This window comes from Bosea sp. 29B, from assembly GCF_902506165.1.
In the GTDB taxonomy this organism is placed as follows: domain Bacteria; phylum Pseudomonadota; class Alphaproteobacteria; order Rhizobiales; family Beijerinckiaceae; genus Allobosea.
Map to the genome: position 1 here is coordinate 4,174,220 of NZ_LR733817.1, position 16,350 is coordinate 4,190,569.

At 67.0% G+C, this 16,350-nt stretch carries 16 protein-coding genes; 5 read left to right on the forward strand and 11 right to left on the reverse strand.

Translation table 11 applies throughout. The features are described from left to right. Positions 1–151: 151 nt before the first annotated feature. From GV161_RS20295 to solA, 5 genes are all read right to left on the reverse strand, one after another. Positions 152–1,840: a TRAP transporter large permease subunit gene (locus tag GV161_RS20295; protein ID WP_152017554.1), complete on the reverse strand. Its 1,689-nt coding sequence runs from the start codon at positions 1,838–1,840 to the stop codon at positions 152–154. A gap of 119 nt (positions 1,841–1,959) precedes the next feature. Beyond that, positions 1,960–2,559: a TRAP transporter small permease subunit gene (locus GV161_RS20300; RefSeq protein WP_193219606.1), complete on the reverse strand. Its 600-nt coding sequence runs from the start codon at positions 2,557–2,559 to the stop codon at positions 1,960–1,962. A 109-nt stretch (positions 2,560–2,668) separates the two neighbouring features. After that, a complete protein-coding gene (locus tag GV161_RS20305) occupies positions 2,669–3,844 on the reverse strand; it encodes a multidrug effflux MFS transporter (protein WP_152017388.1) in 1,176 nt (391 codons plus the stop codon). Continuing rightward, positions 3,841–4,743 (reverse strand): DMT family transporter, encoded by a 903-nt coding sequence (locus tag GV161_RS20310; protein WP_152017389.1) that lies wholly within the window; start codon positions 4,741–4,743, stop codon positions 3,841–3,843. Before GV161_RS20310 ends, GV161_RS20305 begins: the two co-directional genes overlap by 4 nt. A gap of 80 nt (positions 4,744–4,823) precedes the next feature. Then, positions 4,824–5,963, reverse strand: a complete 1,140-nt coding sequence (gene solA, locus GV161_RS20315) for an N-methyl-L-tryptophan oxidase (protein WP_152017390.1) — start codon at positions 5,961–5,963, stop codon at positions 4,824–4,826. A gap of 441 nt (positions 5,964–6,404) precedes the next feature. Between solA and GV161_RS20320 the strand changes: the two genes are divergently transcribed. Beyond that, a complete protein-coding gene (locus GV161_RS20320; protein WP_159650325.1) occupies positions 6,405–8,165 on the forward strand; it encodes a methyl-accepting chemotaxis protein in 1,761 nt (586 codons plus the stop codon). Here the strand turns inward: GV161_RS20320 and GV161_RS20325 are convergent, their stop codons facing one another. From GV161_RS20325 to GV161_RS20340, 4 genes are all read right to left on the reverse strand, one after another. Beyond that, the gene (locus tag GV161_RS20325; RefSeq protein WP_152017392.1) at positions 8,166–9,170 is read right to left on the reverse strand and encodes a Gfo/Idh/MocA family oxidoreductase; all 1,005 of its coding nucleotides are present in this window, start codon (positions 9,168–9,170) and stop codon (positions 8,166–8,168) included. Continuing rightward, a complete protein-coding gene (locus GV161_RS20330) occupies positions 9,167–10,189 on the reverse strand; it encodes a Gfo/Idh/MocA family oxidoreductase (protein WP_152017393.1) in 1,023 nt (340 codons plus the stop codon). The genes GV161_RS20325 and GV161_RS20330 overlap by 4 nt, the downstream gene beginning before the upstream one ends. A 1-nt stretch (position 10,190) precedes the next feature. Further along, positions 10,191–11,372 (reverse strand): extracellular solute-binding protein, encoded by a 1,182-nt coding sequence (locus tag GV161_RS20335; RefSeq protein ID WP_152017394.1) that lies wholly within the window; start codon positions 11,370–11,372, stop codon positions 10,191–10,193. Between the two features lie 251 nt (positions 11,373–11,623). Beyond that, positions 11,624–12,022, reverse strand: coding sequence for a cyclic nucleotide-binding domain-containing protein (locus GV161_RS20340; RefSeq protein WP_159650326.1), 399 nt, complete (start codon positions 12,020–12,022; stop codon positions 11,624–11,626). A gap of 230 nt (positions 12,023–12,252) precedes the next feature. On the opposite strand from GV161_RS20340, the gene GV161_RS20345 reads away from it, so the two are divergent. The 4 genes from GV161_RS20345 to GV161_RS20360 are packed head-to-tail and all read left to right on the forward strand — an operon-like array spanning position 12,253 to position 14,870. Then, the gene (locus tag GV161_RS20345) at positions 12,253–12,891 is read left to right on the forward strand and encodes a lysophospholipid acyltransferase family protein (RefSeq protein WP_152017396.1); all 639 of its coding nucleotides are present in this window, start codon (positions 12,253–12,255) and stop codon (positions 12,889–12,891) included. Further along, positions 12,888–13,838 carry a phosphatidate cytidylyltransferase gene (locus tag GV161_RS20350; RefSeq protein ID WP_152017397.1) on the forward strand — a complete coding sequence of 317 codons (951 nt, stop codon included), beginning with the start codon at positions 12,888–12,890 and terminating at the stop codon, positions 13,836–13,838. Before GV161_RS20345 ends, GV161_RS20350 begins: the two co-directional genes overlap by 4 nt. Continuing rightward, positions 13,835–14,242, forward strand: coding sequence for a hypothetical protein (locus GV161_RS20355; RefSeq protein ID WP_152017398.1), 408 nt, complete (start codon positions 13,835–13,837; stop codon positions 14,240–14,242). The genes GV161_RS20350 and GV161_RS20355 overlap by 4 nt, the downstream gene beginning before the upstream one ends. Next, entirely contained in the window at positions 14,229–14,870 is a 642-nt protein-coding gene (locus GV161_RS20360) for a CDP-alcohol phosphatidyltransferase family protein (protein WP_152017399.1), read from the forward strand. The genes GV161_RS20355 and GV161_RS20360 overlap by 14 nt, the downstream gene beginning before the upstream one ends. 27 nt (positions 14,871–14,897) lie before the next feature. Here the strand turns inward: GV161_RS20360 and GV161_RS20365 are convergent, their stop codons facing one another. Together GV161_RS20365 and GV161_RS20370 are read right to left on the reverse strand one after the other, a co-directional pair. After that, positions 14,898–15,839: a cysteine synthase family protein gene (locus GV161_RS20365; RefSeq protein ID WP_152017400.1), complete on the reverse strand. Its 942-nt coding sequence runs from the start codon at positions 15,837–15,839 to the stop codon at positions 14,898–14,900. A 44-nt stretch (positions 15,840–15,883) separates the two neighbouring features. Further along, positions 15,884–16,291, reverse strand: a complete 408-nt coding sequence (locus tag GV161_RS20370; protein WP_152017401.1) for an MAPEG family protein — start codon at positions 16,289–16,291, stop codon at positions 15,884–15,886. Positions 16,292–16,350 lie beyond the last annotated feature (59 nt).

Consider the following 16,350-nt stretch of genomic DNA (forward strand, 5'->3'; position numbering starts at 1 on the left):
GGCTCATTCTCGGGCAGGGCGAAGCGCAGACCCGAGAATCTCAAGACGAGAAGCCGCTGATCAGACCTCTGTCCGGCCCGAGCATGACGGCTGAAAAAATGAAAGCCCCGGATCGTCGATCCGGGGCTTCGTCGTTTCTGGCCTTGACGCCTTACTTGAGGTTCAGCGTCGGCGGGGCGTTGAGATCAAGCCCGGGTAATCCGCCGGAGCCGCCGAGCCCCGGAATGCTGATGCTGTCGAGCTGCTTGTTGATCTGCTGCTGGTCGAGCTGCACGCCCGAGCTCTTGTAGTGCATCACCATCTGCGGGAAGATCACCACGAGTGCGACCATGATGCACTGGATCACCACGAAGGGCACGGCCCCCCAGTAGATCTGCCCGGTCGTCACCGGCTCCATCATCTTGCCCGTCACCTTGTCGCGATAAGGGTTCTTCGGCGCGACCGAGCGCAGGAAGAACAGGGCGAAGCCGAAGGGCGGGTGCATGAACGAGGTCTGCATATTCACGCCAAGGATGACGCCGAACCAGATCAGGTCGATGCCGAGTTTGTCCGCCGCCGGACCGAGCAGCGGCACGATGATGAAGGCGAGCTCGAAGAAGTCGAGGAAGAAGGCGAGCAGGAAGACCATCACGTTGACGACGATCAGGAAGCCCGTCGCGCCGCCGGGCAGCCCGACGAGCAGGTGCTCGACCCAGACATGGCCGTTGACGCCGTAGAAGGTCAGCGAGAACACGCGCGCGCCGACCAGGATGAACAGCACGAAGGCCGAGAGCTTCGCCGTCGACTCCGTCGCCTGCCGGAGCAGGTTGAAAGTCATACGCTTCTTGCTCCAGGCGAGCAGGATCGCGCCGGCCGCGCCCATGGCGCCGCCTTCGGTCGGCGTTGCGACGCCGATGAAGATCGTGCCGAGCACCAGGAAGATCAGCGCCAGTGGTGGCACCATCACGAAGACGACCTGCTCGGTCATGCGCGAGAGCAGGTTGAGCTTGAGGTACTTGTTGACCAACGCGATGACGAAGGAGACCGCGACTGCGATCGACATCGTCAGGATGACGAAATCCGCGCCGCCGCCGACCTTGGTGAAGTACTTCATGTAGGCGATGGCGACGGCGAAGGCGAGGATCGTCACCACCAGCAGCGAGCGCCGCCGCGTCACGCCGTCGGCGTCGCGCAGCGTCTGCGCTTCCGGCGGCAGGCCGGGTGCGCGTTTCGGCCATACCATCGTGACCAGGAAGACGTAGCCGGCATAGAGGCTCGAGAGCACGAGGCCCGGGATGAAGGCGCCCTCATACATGTCGCCGACCGAGCGGCCGAGCTGGTCGGCGAGCACGATCAGCACGAGCGAGGGCGGGATGATCTGCGCCAGCGTGCCGGACGCTGCGATCACGCCCGAGGCGAGCCGCCGATCATAACCATAGCGCAGCATGATCGGCAGCGAGATCAGGCCCATCGAGATGACGGACGCCGCGACGACGCCAGTGGTGGCGGCGAGCAGTGCGCCGACGAAGATGACGGCGTAGGCGAGGCCGCCGCGGATCGGTCCGAAGAGCTGGCCGATCGTGTCGAGCAGGTCCTCCGCCATGCCAGAGCGCTCCAGCACCAGCCCCATGAAGGTGAAGAACGGGATCGCCAGCAGCACGTCGTTGTTCATCGTGCCGTAGATGCGTTCCGGCAGCGCCTGCAGGAAGTTCTCCTGGAACATGCCGAGCTCGATGCCGACCAAGGCAAAGAACAGGCCGTTGGCGGCGAGCGCGAAGGCGACCGGATAGCCGAGCAGCAGGAAGAGCACGAGCGCGACGAACATCACCGGCGCCATGTTGACGCGCAGGAAGTCGCCGATGCCGGCGGCGTGGGCGTCGCCGGTGTGCAGGCTGAGGAAGGCGGCGAGCGTGAGCGCAAGCAGCAGCGCGGCGGAGCGGGCGAAGGTCATGGAGCGGGTCCGGAAAGCTGCGTCTGGGCTCACGGGGCGAGGCCTTCGGCCCTGGCCTGCTCAAGCAGGCGTTGGGCCTCGGCCTCGGCGGCAGCGGCGTGGCCGCGCAGCGTCTCGTCGTCGTCGAGCTTGCCGCGCATGATCGCGATCTGCTTGATCACTTCCGAGATGCCCTGCAGCAGCAGCAGGAAGAAGCCGATGATCAACAGGCCCTTGGCCGGCCATTGCGGCAGGCCGCCGGCCGAGAGCGATTGCTCGTTGACCTGGTAGGAGCGCATGAAGAACGGGCCGGAGTGGTAGACCATCAGTGCGCAGAACGGCAGCAGGAACAGGAGATGGCCGATCAGGTCGATCCATTGCTGCACGTGCTTCGGCAGCAGGTTGTTCACGATGTCGATGCGGATGTGCTCCTTCACCTGCAGCGTCCAGGAGGCGCAGAGCAGGAACACGGCGCCGAACAGCACCCATTGGAGCTCGAGCCAGGAGTTCGATGAGACGTTGAAGACCTTGCGGATGATCGCGTTGACGGCGGAGACGATGACGGCGACGAGGATCAGCCACGCGACCCACTGACCGATCTTGCGGTTGAGGGTATCGATAGCGCGGCTCAAAGCGAGGGGTGCGTCCACCTCAGTCCTCCCTGACCTCGTGGATTGTGGCTGCATCATGCAGTTTGCGAAGGGCGGTTATACCAATGCTACATGCCGTACAACATTGCTGCGTGCAAGGCGCTGTGGATCAGTCCTTTCGCCTACGCGGCTCTTTGCGCAAGGCCAGCAAAGCGACGACCAGCATCAGCCACATCATCGCCATCAGAGCTGGCGGCCAATGCGCGACCAGCGAGCTGATCACCACGGTCGCGAGCGCGCCCGAGCCGAGCTGGATCGCGCCGGCGAGGCCGGCTGCCGAGCCCGCGAGCTCGGGCCGGGCCGAAAGCGCCGCAGCGGTCGCTCCGGGCAGCGTCAAGCCGTTGCCGATGGCGCTGATGGCGAGCGGCAGGAACAGCGTCAGCGGCGTCCACCATGGCGTCAGCGCGATCGCGAAGGCGACGGTGATCGCCACGAAGGAGATGATCAGGCCGATCCAGGCCATCGTCGCCGTGCCGTGCCGCAGCACCAATCGGGACATGGTGAAATTACCCACCATGTAGCCGAAGGCGTTGATGATGAAATAGGCGCCGTAAGTGTCGGAGCCGCGCCCCATCGTCTCGACGACGATGAACGGCGCTGCGGCGATGAAGGCGAAGAAGGCGGCGGACGTCATCGCCAGCGCGACGACGTTCCTGATGAAGCTGCGGTCGCGCGCCAGCTCCGGAAAAGCCCGGAAGATGCCGGTGAGCGAGGTCCGCACGCCGACATTCGGTGCCGTCTCGGGCAGGCGCAGTCCGACCAGGACCAGCACGATCGCGGCCGCCGCGGCCATTGACCAGAAGATCATGCGCCAGCCGAGATTGGTCTCGATATGGCCGCCGAGATAGGGCGTGATCATCGGAGCCACCACCATGACCATGGTGACGGTCGCGATCTGCCGTGCCGCCTGGTCGCGGCCCGCCGTATCGCGGATGATGGCGCGTGCCAGGGCGAAGGTCGTGCCGGAACCGGCGCCTTCGAGCACGCGCGCGAACAGCAGGATGCCCGCGCTGTCCGCCAGGGCTCCGAGCACGGAACCCGCTGCGAACACGGCTGTGCCGGCGATCACGCAGGGCCGGCGCCCGTACCGGTCGGAGAGCGGCCCGACGATCAGCTGCGTCAGCGCGACCGCGACCAGGAAGAGGGTCAGCGTCAGCTGGATCGTCGCATAGCTGGTGGCGAAGTTGCGGGCGAGCGCTGGGGTCGCCGGCGCCAGCATGTTGAGGGCGATCGGCTGCAGCGTCGAGATCGCGACGAGGACGGTGAGGGTCGGCTTCGCTGTCATAGCGGTTTGTCGCCCTCGGGCTTCAGCTGCGAATCGGGGCGGGCGCGCTGGCGATGCAGGGTGTAGAGGCCGCTGCCGACGATCAGCGCGATTCCCGCGTAGGCGATGCCGTCCGGCGTGTCGCCCCAGACCAGCCAGCCGATCAGCACGGCGACGAGAACGACCGAGTAGCGATAGCCCGCGACGACGCCGACATCGGTGTTGCGGAAGGCGCTTATGATGCAGAAGCTGGCTGCCGTCACCAGCAGCGCCGCCAGGCCGAGATAGATGGTCTGGATCCGCCAGGGCGATTGCCAGGGTTCGACCAGGCCCATGCCGAGGCCCAGCGCCCCGACGAAGACCATCGCGGTCAGGGAGATCACCGTCGAGGGGATCTCGCTGCTGATGAAGCGGGTGGTCAGGTCGCGGATGGCGACGAGACCTGTGCCGGCGAGCGCAACCAAGGCGGCCGCGCTGAAGCCGTCGGCGCCCGGGCGCATCACGATCAGCACGCCGATGAAGCCGACCACCAGTGCCAGCATTCGGCGCCAGCCGACGGTTTCGATCCGCAGCACTGCGGCGAAGAGGACGATGAGCAGGGGCGAGGCCATCACGATCGCCGTGATGTTGGCGAGTGGCAGCAGCCCCAGCGCCCAGTTGAACGTCAGTGCGGCCAGCGCTTCGACGATTGCGCGCATGAGCACCAGCGGCCTCAGTCCGAGCGGCAGCTTGCGCCAGTCGCCCATGAACACCACCAGCGCGACGCCGGCCAGAATGGCGAACGCTGTACGCAGCGCCAGCGCCTGCCCGGCGGGGAAGGCCTCGCGCGCGAGCTTCACCAAAGCGTCGTTGCAGCAGAAGAGCGTCATCGCCGCCAGCATGGCGATGATTCCGCGGCGGTTCTGGGCGGCGGTGGCCAAGGCGGGTCCTGTCAGGCTTCGCGCGCCGTCCGCTCGGCCGATCTCGGCCAAACGACAAGGCGTCGCGGCGGATCGACGGTTCAGGCGTCGAAGCGGGAGAGGGAGAAGGGCGAGAGATCGAAGGCGGAGCGGCCGGCGGTGGCGAGATCCGCCAGGATCTCGCCGATCGCGCTGGCGAATTTGAAGCCGTGGCCGGAGCAGGCCGAGGCGAACACCGCCTGCGGCACGCCGGGCACGGCGTCGATGACGAAGTCCTCGTCGGGCGAGACAGTGTAGACACAGCCCTTCACCGTCAGCGGGTCACCATTGGCGTCGGGGAGGTAGCGCGCCAGGCATTCGCGAATCAGCCTGACCTGGTTGGGGCTCGGCGTCCGGTCCGGCTGGCGCGGATCCATCGGCTCGCGCGCGAAATGCGGCCCGCCGAGCTTGAAGCCGGGATGTTCGTAGAGCGGGAAGCCGTAGAAGGTGCCTTCCTCGGCGCTGAGGATGAAGACGGGAAAAGCACCTTCGCGGAACAGCTCCGGGCGGCGCGTGGTGAACCAGCCGATCGCCTGGCGCACCGTCGTCATCGAGCGCGCGAGCTGCGGCACCGCGTCCGTGATCCAGCCGCCCGAGGTGATCACCAGCCGCCCGGCCGAATAGGTGGTTCGTTCCGTGCGGACAGTGACGCCGCCATCGGCGGTCGGCTGCCAGTCGAGCATCGGCTCGCCGGTGCGGATCTCCGCGCCCTTCGACTGCGCCAGCCCGACATGGGCGTAGATCGCCTTCTCCGAGGCGACGAAGCCGCCGTCCGGCTGCCAGAGGCCGAGGTACCCTTCCGGCAAATGGAAACCGGGGAAGCGGCGCATGATCTCGTCGCGGCCGAGCATTTCGTGCTCGAGATCATGGTCGAGGCAGGATTGCAGCGAGGACTCGACCGGGCCGAGCCCCTCGGGCGCAAGATCAAGCGAGCCGGTGACGTGCAGCAGCTTCAGCCCGGCCGCATCGCCGGTCTCCTGCCAGAGCTGATGGGCGCGCTTGACGATCGGCACATAATGCGAGCCCTCGAAATAGGCGAGGCGGATGATCCGCGTCAGCCCGTGCGAGGAGCCCATGGCATGGCCGAGGTCGAAACGCTCGAGACCGAGCACCTTGAGCCCGCGCTTGGCCAGGTGCCAGCAGGCGGCAGAGCCCATCGCACCGACGCCGGCGACGATCACGTCGTAATGCGATGAACTCATCGAACGTCCCTGGAGAGCCCGGCTGTGTCGCCGGTTGAAACTGCCTGCAATCTAGGCGGGCGGACGATGGCGGTCCATCCTGCCCGGCAGGTGAGCGCATCTGCGCCGCGGGCAGGGCGGCGGCCGGAGCACCGGAACATCCGCGCATCGAGTGCCCGGCCACAAGGGCATCGCTTGAGGAAGGCCTTGCGGTCCATGTCGGGCGCTGGCCCTCCCCCCGCTTGCGGTGGGGAGGGTTGGGTGGGGGGCAGTGCCGCTCGGCGCAACATCGAAGGACGGTCGCGCCCAGCTTTGCGGCCCCCCATCCCTAACCCTTCCCCACCGCAAGCGGGGGGAAGGGGATCTCCCGGTCTTTCAAGCGATTGGCCGGTGCCCGGCCGCAGGGGTTTGTTAACCCTGTCGGCGCATGCTCTTGCATCCTGTCTCGCCCCGGGAATGCCTATGCTTGCTCGTTCCGTCTGGCGCCTGTTGGGCCGTGCCGGCCCCGCTGCCGCGCCAGCTGCGTTGCAGGCCGTGGCCGAGGCGCCACAGCAGCTTCCCGGTCCCGCCGAGACTTCGATCAGCGAGGCGATCAACGAGCTGGAGAGCGACGTCGTCGCTGCGATGCGTCGTCTCAATGACGGGCTCGACCAGGCCGAGCATTGCTCCGAGCGTTCGGAAATCCGATCCCGCGAGATTCGCGGCGGCATGGCCGAGCTGCGTGACGCTGCCCTGCAGGCAAGCGATAATTCGTCGGCGTTGGCAACTGCGACGCTGCAGGTGTCGGAGGCGGCCGAACGCGTCGGAGCTGCCATGTCCGGCGCCCGCGACATGCTCGACAACGCCGCTGAACGTGCCGCGGAGGCGACGGCGATGATCAACGGGCTCGCGGCTGCGACCGGCGAGATTCGTTCGATCGTCGACGCCATCGCGGAAATCGCCCGCCAGACCAATCTGCTCGCCCTCAACGCGACGATCGAGGCGGCTCGCGCCGGCGAGGCCGGCAAGGGCTTCGGCGTTGTCGCGCAGGAGGTGAAGTCGCTTTCGCTCGGCGTGCGTGAGGCGGTCGACCATATCCGCAATCAGGTCGATCGGCTGAATCAGACGGCGCAGGGCTCGGCGGCGGTGGTCACCGACGCCTTCCGCCTCGTCGGCGAGGTCAATCCGGTCATGGCGACCGTCGGCGAGGCCTCGCACGAGCAGGCGGCGGCCGCGGCTGAGTTGTCGCGCAGCGCCGAGGCGACCGCCCGCTTCATCGAGACGGTGCGTGACCGCGTCAGCGAGGTCGACCGTGTCGCGCTCGCAGCCGCGCAGGAGAACATCGATGCCAGGCGGGCGCTCGCCGAAGGCGCGCGCCAGGCGGAAGGCTTGCTGGAGCGTTTCGTGCCGACGCTGCGCCACACCGTCTTCGCCGATCGGCGCCAGCACGACCGTTTCCCGGCCGAGTGTCCGGTCAGGCTCGAATTCGGCGAGCGCATCGTCGCCGGGCAGACGATCGACCTTGGCTTTGGCGGCGCCCTGCTGTCGGTTGCCAATTCCGAACTGAGGCCGCGGATGCGCGGCACGATCGCAGTCGAGGGCCTGCCGCCGCTGCCGTGCCGGGTGATGGCGCGCAGCGATCTCGGCCTCCACATCGCCTTCGAGCGCGGCGAGGAGGTGGCGCATGCGGCGCTGCATCGGCGGCTCGCCGAGATCGAGGAAAGCTATCGCCCGTTGATCGAGCAGGCTCAGGAATTCGCACATCGGGTCGCCGCTCTGCTCGAATCGGCGCTGCGCACCGGCCGCCTCAGCGAGGAGGACCTGTTCGATACCGATTATCAGCCCGTTCCGGACTCCAATCCGCGCCAGTTCGCCAACCGGGCGCTGCCGGTCTTGCAGGCGATCCTGCCGTCGGTGATGGAGCAGGCCAAGGCGAGCGATCCGCGCCTCGTCTTCACCTTGCCGATCGACCGCAACGGCTATGTCCCGGTGCACCACCCGGAATACTCGCGGCCGCAACGGCCGGGCGATCCGGATTGGAACCCCGCCTATAGCCGCGATCGGCGCATCTTCGATGACCGGGCCGGGATCACCGCCGCTCGCTCGGCGCGGCCCTTCATCATCCAGTCCTATCAGCGCGACATGGGCAGCGCGGGCGTCCAGCTGATGCGCGAGGTCGACGCGCCGCTGCGCGTCGCCGGCCGCCATTGGGGCGGCGTGCGCATGGCCTATCGGATGGCGTGATCAGCCGCGGCCTGCCGCCAGGATCGCGTCGATCCAGCGCTGCGAGGTCAAGGCTTCCTCACCTGTCACCACCGGATCGCGCCCTTCCTCGATCGCGTCGATGAAGTCGGCGATCACGGCGCGATGGGCGTCATGCGGGAAGTCCATGATGTTGGCGCCGCTGCCGGTATTGCCCTCGGCCTCGACCACCTCCGAGCGGCCGTCGAGGAAGGATAGCTGCAAACGCCCGCCGACCAGCGCCGCATGGCCCCTGCTGCCGATGATCTCGATGCGCTCGGGGTGGCCGGGATGGGCGGCGGTGGTGGTCACCAGCGTCGCCGGCGCGCCGTTCCCCGTTTCCAGCAGGGCGCCGACATAGTCCTCGGTCTCCATCCTGTGCAGCGCGGTAGTATGCACCTGCGCAGCGACGACCTTGGATACCCCGACCAGCGAGCGGAACAGGTCGAAGGAGTGGATCGCCTGCGTCAGCAGCACGCCGCCGCCGTCGCGCGCCATCGTGCCGCGGCCGGGCTCATCGTAATAGCTCTGCGGCCGCCACCACGGAACCTGCAGCAGGGCAGCCTCGACGCTGCCGAGCTCGCCGCCATCCAATGCCGCCTTGAGCCGCCGACTCGCCGGCCGGAAGCGGTGCTGCAGCACGACACCGAAGGCCTTGCCGGCCCGCCGCGCCGCCGCGACGAGTTCCTCGCTGCGCGCGACAGTCAGCTCCAGCGGTTTCTCGACCAGCACATGCTTTCCAGCGGCAAGGCAGCGGACACCGACATCTCGGTGGCTCGCCGGCGGCGTCAGCACGATCACCGCCTCGACGGTTTCGTCAGCCAGAACCGCGTCGATGTCGGTGCTGCCGGGGAAAGGGAACTGGGCGCGATAGGCGTCGAGCCGCTCCTGCGAGCGGCTGGCGACGTAGCGGACATCGACCCTGCCAGCCAGATCGATCAGGCTGCGCGAATGGGGCAGGGCGGCCGGTCCCAGCCCGATGACGGCGATGCCGAGCTTGCGTGTCACTTTGCCTCGGTTCCTCTGACGGGCAGGCGCACGGCCCGATCTTGCGCATGCAAAGCGAGCCGGCAGACCGTGAACATGTGCCGCTGTGTCGCCGCCGTCTCGCTGCGGTCCGCGATGTCGGCGATCAGGTTGCGGAAATAGGTGAGCGGTTCGCCCGAGGCGTCGATATGGCGCGTGCCGGCCTTGTCGACCAGGAAGACATGGTCGGTGCCGGGCCGGCCGGCGATGTCGACATATTTGCGCAGCTCGATCGTCCCCTCGGTGCCGAGGATGGTGAGCCGGCCGTCGCCCCAGCTCGGCAGGCCGTCGGCGGTGAACCAGTCGACGCGGATAAAGCCATTCGCCCGGTCGCTGCGCAGCAGGATCTCGCCGAAATCCTCGAAATCGGGCAGATCCGGCACGCCAAAATGGCCGGTACCGGAGGCGGCGATCTCGGCATCGGGCGAGCCGGTGAAATGCAGGAACTGGTCGATCTGGTGCGAGGCGATGTCGGTGAGGATGCCGCCGAAATAGCGCCTGTCGAAGAACCAGTCCGGCCGGATCGTCCGGTTGAGCCGGTGCGGGCCGAGGCCGACCGTCTGCACGACGCGTCCGATCGCACCGTCCGCGATCAGCTTGCCGGCGACGATGGTGGCCGGGACGATGAAGCGCTCGGAGAAGCAGACCGAGAAGATGCGGCCCGTCTCCGCGACGACCTGCTCGACCTTGGCGAGCTGCTCGAAGGTCGTGACGCCGGGTTTGTCGACCATCACGTCCTTGCCGGCCTGCATCGCCCTGACGGCGAGGCCGGCCCGCTCCGAGGGGATGCCGGCGCAGACGATGAGGTCGATCGTGGGATCGTCGAGCAGCGCCTCAGCCGGCGCCTCCCGCAGTTGCGGGAAGCGCTCGCGGAAGCCGGCGAGCACGCGCGGATCGCTGGTCGCAGGATCGAAGCCGGCGCACTCCGCGCCGGCCTCCAGCAGGCCACCGACCATATGGTAGATATGGCGGTGGTCGAGGCCGATGGCAGAAAAGCGCATCTTACTTCGGCGCGTGGCCGACGCCGATCTCCTGGTCCCAGCGCCGGAAGGCGGCGACCAGGCGCGCGGGCGTCAATGGCGGGCGGGTCGGCAGACTTGAGATCAGCCCGTCATATTCGGGCCGGCCGAATTCCTTCAGCACGTCCTGGCTCTCCTTCGGCGCCATCGCCAGCGTCACGCCCTTGATCGCGGGGCCGGGATAGAAATAGCCCTTGTCATAGGTCGCCGCCTGCGATTCCGGCTTCAGCAGATGCGACATCAGCGCCAGGATCACCGCGATCTTGTCTGCCGCGACACCCTTCGGAATGCACATGAACTGCGTGTCGGGGATCCAGTGCGTGTTGGCGAGAGTGAAGACCTTCGCCTCCTTCGGCACGATGCCCAGCGCCCGCGGGTTGATGTCCCAGCCCAGCGTCGAGACGATGCAGTCGCGCGTGCCGTCGCCGAGCTCCTTCATCGTCGCGGCGGTGCCGGTCGGATAATAGTCGATCGCGGTACCGAGCTCCTTGAGATAGGCCCAGGTCTTGGCCCAGCCGTTCATCGGGTCGGTCGGATCGCTGTCGCCGAGGATGTAGGGCATGCCCTGCAGGAAGGTCCAGCCGGGGCCGGAGTTGAGCGGGCGGGCATAGGTGAAGCGGTTGGGGTTCGCCTTCACATAGGCGAGGAATTCCTCGGCCGTCTTCGGCACCGTCTTGAGCTTGTCGGCCATGTATTCGAACAGCGGCCCGGAGGGCGAATAGACGACGGCGACGCCTTCGTTCTGGCCGAAATTGCGCTGCATCATCAGCGCCTGCTCGTGATAGATCTCCTCGGCCTTGGGCAGGCTCGCGGTGTGCGACTTCCAGACATCGACCCACAGGCCCTGCTGGATGCCGTCTGACATCGCGCCCGGCCCGGTCAGCACCATGTCGATGTCGACGCGGTTGGCGTCCTGCTGCGCCTTGAGCTTGGCCGGCAATTCGGGCGAGGGCGCCCGCGAGAAGTTCAGGCGCGAGATCAGCTTCGGATTGTCCTTGGCGAACTTCTCGATCGAAGCCTGCGTCAGCTGCAGATTGCCGGCGACGTCGATGATGTTGAGCATCACCGGGCTTGCAGGCGCGCTCTGGGCGAAGGCTCCGCCGGCAGAGAGCGCGGCGAGGCTGGAAGCGCCGGCGATCACGCCGCGCCGTGTCGGATGGGTCATGGTACCTCCCTATGGCGGCCTGCTTTGCTGCGGCCTTGCCGGTATACTAGTACACAAGATGCAGCCGGCAAGATGCGACGAAAGCAGGGGGAGGGTTGCGTAAGACGGGAGCATTGCGTGGCCACGGCAGGATCGACCTCTGCCGGTCGGCAGGAATGCAGCACAGGGCGGCCACTATGAGTGGTCAAGCCGCTTTATCCAGCTTGGCGCTGAAGCTGGACGTTTATTGCCCGCGTCGCGCGAGGCTGCAGTCACAACGCCGAATTGGTTGCTCGCAGCCGGTCCACGACTTCCGACAGCACATACCAGACGAAATTCGGTGTCGTTTCGACCATGAACCGGAATTGCTTCGACGTGACCAGGGCGATTTCGGATGACTCCGCCGCTTTTGCAGTGGCGGATCGCGTCTTGTTGTCGATGAGCGAGATAATGCCGAAGGCTCGCCCCTCTCCGACCTCTTCGATCAGCTTGCCGCGGCTTCTGACTTCGACCCTGCCGGAAAGAACGATGTAGGCATGGGCGGGTTCGTCGCCCTCGCGAAAGATCACGTCCCCGGCGGCGTAAGTGATCACCGTTCCCAGACCGCGCGCGAGCTGGCGAAAGTCCATGGGTGCAGGAGCAGGCCTAGCCGCGGCGGAATGCTCGTTCATCGCTCGAACTCGCTCTCTGATCGGTGGCGGCTTACTGTAGCGCAGGAACCAGGACGCTCCAATCGATCCAGCAGCTCGCAGCCGACAGATACGGGGTCTTTGGAGGCTCCCCCAAAAGGTGGTGAACGCAAGCCCGCGACCGGCTTTCGAATGTGCCTCAGACCCCTGCAATGTCGACAGCGTTCGAGATGAACGATACGTCATCGTCAGGCTGGCTAACGGGTGGGGGAATGCGCGACATCGGAGCTGGCCTGGCTGGCGCGCTCATTCTGTTCTTCGCCCGCTTCATCACGGCGGTGCGCGGGCGCTGGGACGGCGTCGCGCCGACCGATGAGCAGCGCATCTACTTCGCCAACCATGCCAGCCATGGCGATTTCGTCCTGATCTGGACCGTGCTGCCGCGGCGCATGCGCTTTTCGACCCGGCCGGTCGCCGGCAGCGACTACTGGCTGAAGAGCGGTCTGCGTCGCTTCATCGGCCGCGACGTCTTCAACGCTGTCCTGATCGACCGCGACCCCGCGACGCGAACGGCTGATCCGATCGTCCAGATGACCGAAGCGCTCGATGCCGGCGCCTCGCTCATCGTCTTCCCGGAAGGGACGCGCAACACCACGGAGGTGCCGCTGCTGCCGTTCAAGAGCGGGCTGTTCCATCTGGCACAGGCGCGCCCGAACGTGGCGCTCGTGCCGGTCTGGATCGACAATCTCAACCGCGTCATGCCGAAGGGCGAGTTCGTGCCGGTGCCGCTGGTCTGCACCGTCACCTTCGGCGCCGCTCTCACCCTTGCCGAGACCGAGACGAAACAGGATTTCCTGGCGAGAGCGCAAGCGGCGCTGCTCGCTCTGTCACCGAAGGCCAGCGCGCCATGACGATGCCGCATCCCGATCTCCTCGCCGTGCTGGCCGGTCTGCTCGGCGTCCTGATCGTGGCCTCCACGATCGGCTACCTGCTGCAGCGCCGGCTGTCGCCGGATGGCTCGAACGCCATGGTCGAGAACCTGAACGATCGCATCCGCGCCTGGTGGGTCATGATCGTGCTGATGGGCCTGGCGCTGATCGGCGGCAAGACCGGCGTGACGCTGCTCTTCGGCTTCTGCTCCTTCGCAGCCTTGCGCGAGTTCATTACGCTGACGGACACGCGCCGCGCTGATCATTGGGCGCTTGCGGCCGGCTTCTTCGTCGTGCTGCCGGTGCAGTTCTATCTGATCTGGACCGAGTGGTACGGTCTCTATTCGATCTTCATTCCCGTCTACGCCTTCCTGCTGATGCCGATCATCGCGTCACTGCGCGGCGACACCGAGCATTTTCTCGTGCGCATCGCCGAGGTGCAGTGGGCGCTGATGATCTGCGTCTTCTGCATCTCGCATGTGCCGGCGCTGCTCAGCCTCGACATCCCCGGTTTTCAGGGCCGGAACGTCCTGCTGATCGCCTTCCTCGTCATCGTCGTGCAGATGAGCGATGTCTTGCAATATGTCTGGGGCAAGCTGCTCGGCCGCACCAAGATCGCGCCCAGGCTGTCGCCGTCCAAGACGGTCGAAGGCTTCATCGGCGGCGCGCTCAGCGCGACGGCAGTCGGGGCGGCCCTGTCCTGGATGACGCCGTTCACGCCGCTGCAGGCCGCCTTCCTGGCGCTGGTCATCGTGCTGATGGGCTTCTTTGGCGGGCTCGTGATGTCGGCGATCAAGCGCGATCGCGGCATCAAGGATTGGGGCCATCTGATCGCCGGCCATGGCGGCTTCCTCGATCGGCTCGATTCGGTGGTGTTCTCCGCCCCGATCTTCTTCCACCTCGTCCGTTATGGCTGGTCGACCACGTGAGCCCGCCGCTCGCGCGCCTGATGCGAAGCAGCATCGTGCATGTCGGCTTCGCCTTCCTCGCCATGGGCAGCTGGGCGGCTTTCGCCAACCGCGCCCATCCGATGCCGGCGCCGCTTCTCGCCGGGTTGATCCAGGGCACGTTGTCCGCTCTCATCACCCTGCTGCTGAAACGGGGCATCGAGTATCTCGCCAGCCGTTTTTCCGGCCTGGCCGCGTTGCTGGCGCCGCCGGTGATCGCCGGTCTGGTTTCCGCCAGTCTGCTGACCCTCATCCACACGATCGGCGGCACGCCCGAGATCGCCAGGACCATCGCCGTCCCGCTCACGGTCGCGACCAGCTATGCGGCGCTCTACAATTTTTCGCTGTGGCGGATCAGGAAGGCGATGAACCATGGCGCAGAGTGACGACCGCCGACCGCTTTCGAGCCGCGACACCGGCTGGGCTCGGGCCATCGCGCGCCGGCTGAGCGCCAGCGGCATCACGCCGAACCAGATCTCGATGGCGAGCATGGCGATGGCGGCCGTCGCCGGCGCCGCCTTCTGGCTCGCGGGCGGGGCGGCTCCCGGGCCGCGCATTGCGCTGCTGCTTGCTGCGGCCCTGTTCTGCCAACTCAGGCTGCTCTGCAATCTCTTCGACGGCATGGTCGCGATCGAAGGCGGCAAGCAGGCCGCCGACGGGCCGTTCTGGAACGAGTTCCCCGACCGGGTCGCCGATATCCTCATCCTCACTGGCGTCGGCTACGGGATCGGCGCCCCGGCTCTGGGCTGGGCGGCGGCCGCTTTTGCGGTGCTGACCGCCTATACCCGCGAGTTCGGCCGCAATTGCGGGCTGCCGGCCGATTTCTCCGGCCCGATGGCCAAGCAGCACCGCATGGCGACGATCACGGCGGCGGCGCTCCTCTCCCTGCTGGAGCCGCTTTGGCGGGGCCAGAACGAGGTGCTGGTCATCGCGCTCTGGCTGATCGCGGTCGGTACTGCCGTGACTGCTCTCAGGCGGGCGGCGAACATCGTGCGCGGCTTGCGCGCCCGCTGAGCCTGCCTGGCTCCGGTGCGGGCGCGCTCAGTGGTCCAGCTCCTGCGAGAACGTCTTCAGGTACTTCATGCCGGTATCGCACATGATGGTGACGACGGTGGCGTCCGGCCCGAGCCGTTCGGCCAGCCGCAGCGCGGCCGTGACGTTGGCGCCGGTCGAGGTGCCGCAGAACAGGCCTTCCTCGGCCGCCAGGCGAAACGCCATCGCCCGGGCCTCTTCCGTCGAGACTTGTTCGATCTCGTCGGCGATGCCCTCATGCCAGAGCGGCACGACATAGCCCGCGCCGATTCCGTCGATCTTGTGCGCGCCCGAAGGCCCGCCTGATAGCACGGCCGATTCCGCCGGCTCGACCGCGACGAAGCGGATCTTGCCGTCGTGGCGGCGCAGCGTCTCCGAGATGCCGCGCAGCGCCGCCGCCGTCCCGACACTCTGGACGAAGCCGTCGAGCCGGCCTCCGGTCTGCTCCCAGATCTCATCGGCGAGCCTGGCATAGGCTGCAAGCTGGTCGGTGTTTTCCATCTGGGCGGTGATGTAGGCGCCCAATTCGCCGGCGATGCGATGCGCCTCGGCGATCATGTCCCTGGTCAGCTTCGCGGTCTGCTTGCCGCTTTCGCTCGGCACGATGGTCAGTTTCGCGCCGAGCAGGCGCATATGATCGAGCTTCTCCTTCGAGAAGGCATCCGAAGTCACGAGGTGGAGCGGATGCCCCTTGACCGCGCAGACCAGCGCCAGCGAGACGCCGGTGCTGCCGCCGGTGTATTCGACGACCGCGCCGCCCGGCTTCAGCCGACCATCGGCTTCCGGCGCCTCGATCATCGCGAGCGCCATGCGATCCTTCATGCTGCCCGTCGGATTTCGGGCCTCCAGCTTGAGCAGGATGTGGGCGCCACTGGCCGGGACGATAGTGCGCAGCGCCAGCAGCGGCGTGTTGCCGATCGTGTCGAGAATGGTGGCGGGCGGATGGCTCATCGATGTCTCGCAGATTGTCGGTGGGAAGGCGTCTTGGACGTGCGCTAGCCGGCCTGGCCGAGAAGTGCGCCGACGAAGACGAGCGTCGCGCCGAAGCCGGCTGCGAAGGCGATCGTCCGGACGATCGGGATGCCGGCGGCGTAGACCACGTAATGGACCAGCCGCGCTGCCAGATAGAGCTTGGCAGCGAAGACCGTCGCCGCCGTGCTGACCCCGGCCAGGGCCGCGATCAGAACCAGTGGCGCGAACACCGCGAGGTTTTCGACGGCGTTGGCATGCGCCCGCCGGGCACGCTCGGCCCAGGCCGGGTCCGGCGCAAAGGACGGGTCCGGATTGGCCATCGCTGCCATGAGGCCACGCGTCGTGATCCGCGCAAGCATATAGGGGATCCACATCAGGACCGTCGCGGCGGCGGTCAGCGTCAGGCAATAGAGTTCCGGCGTGAGCTTCATGGCGCGTCCCCTGATTACATCGATAGGGCGAGTGGCAGTCCGACGAGGACTGTGAGCGG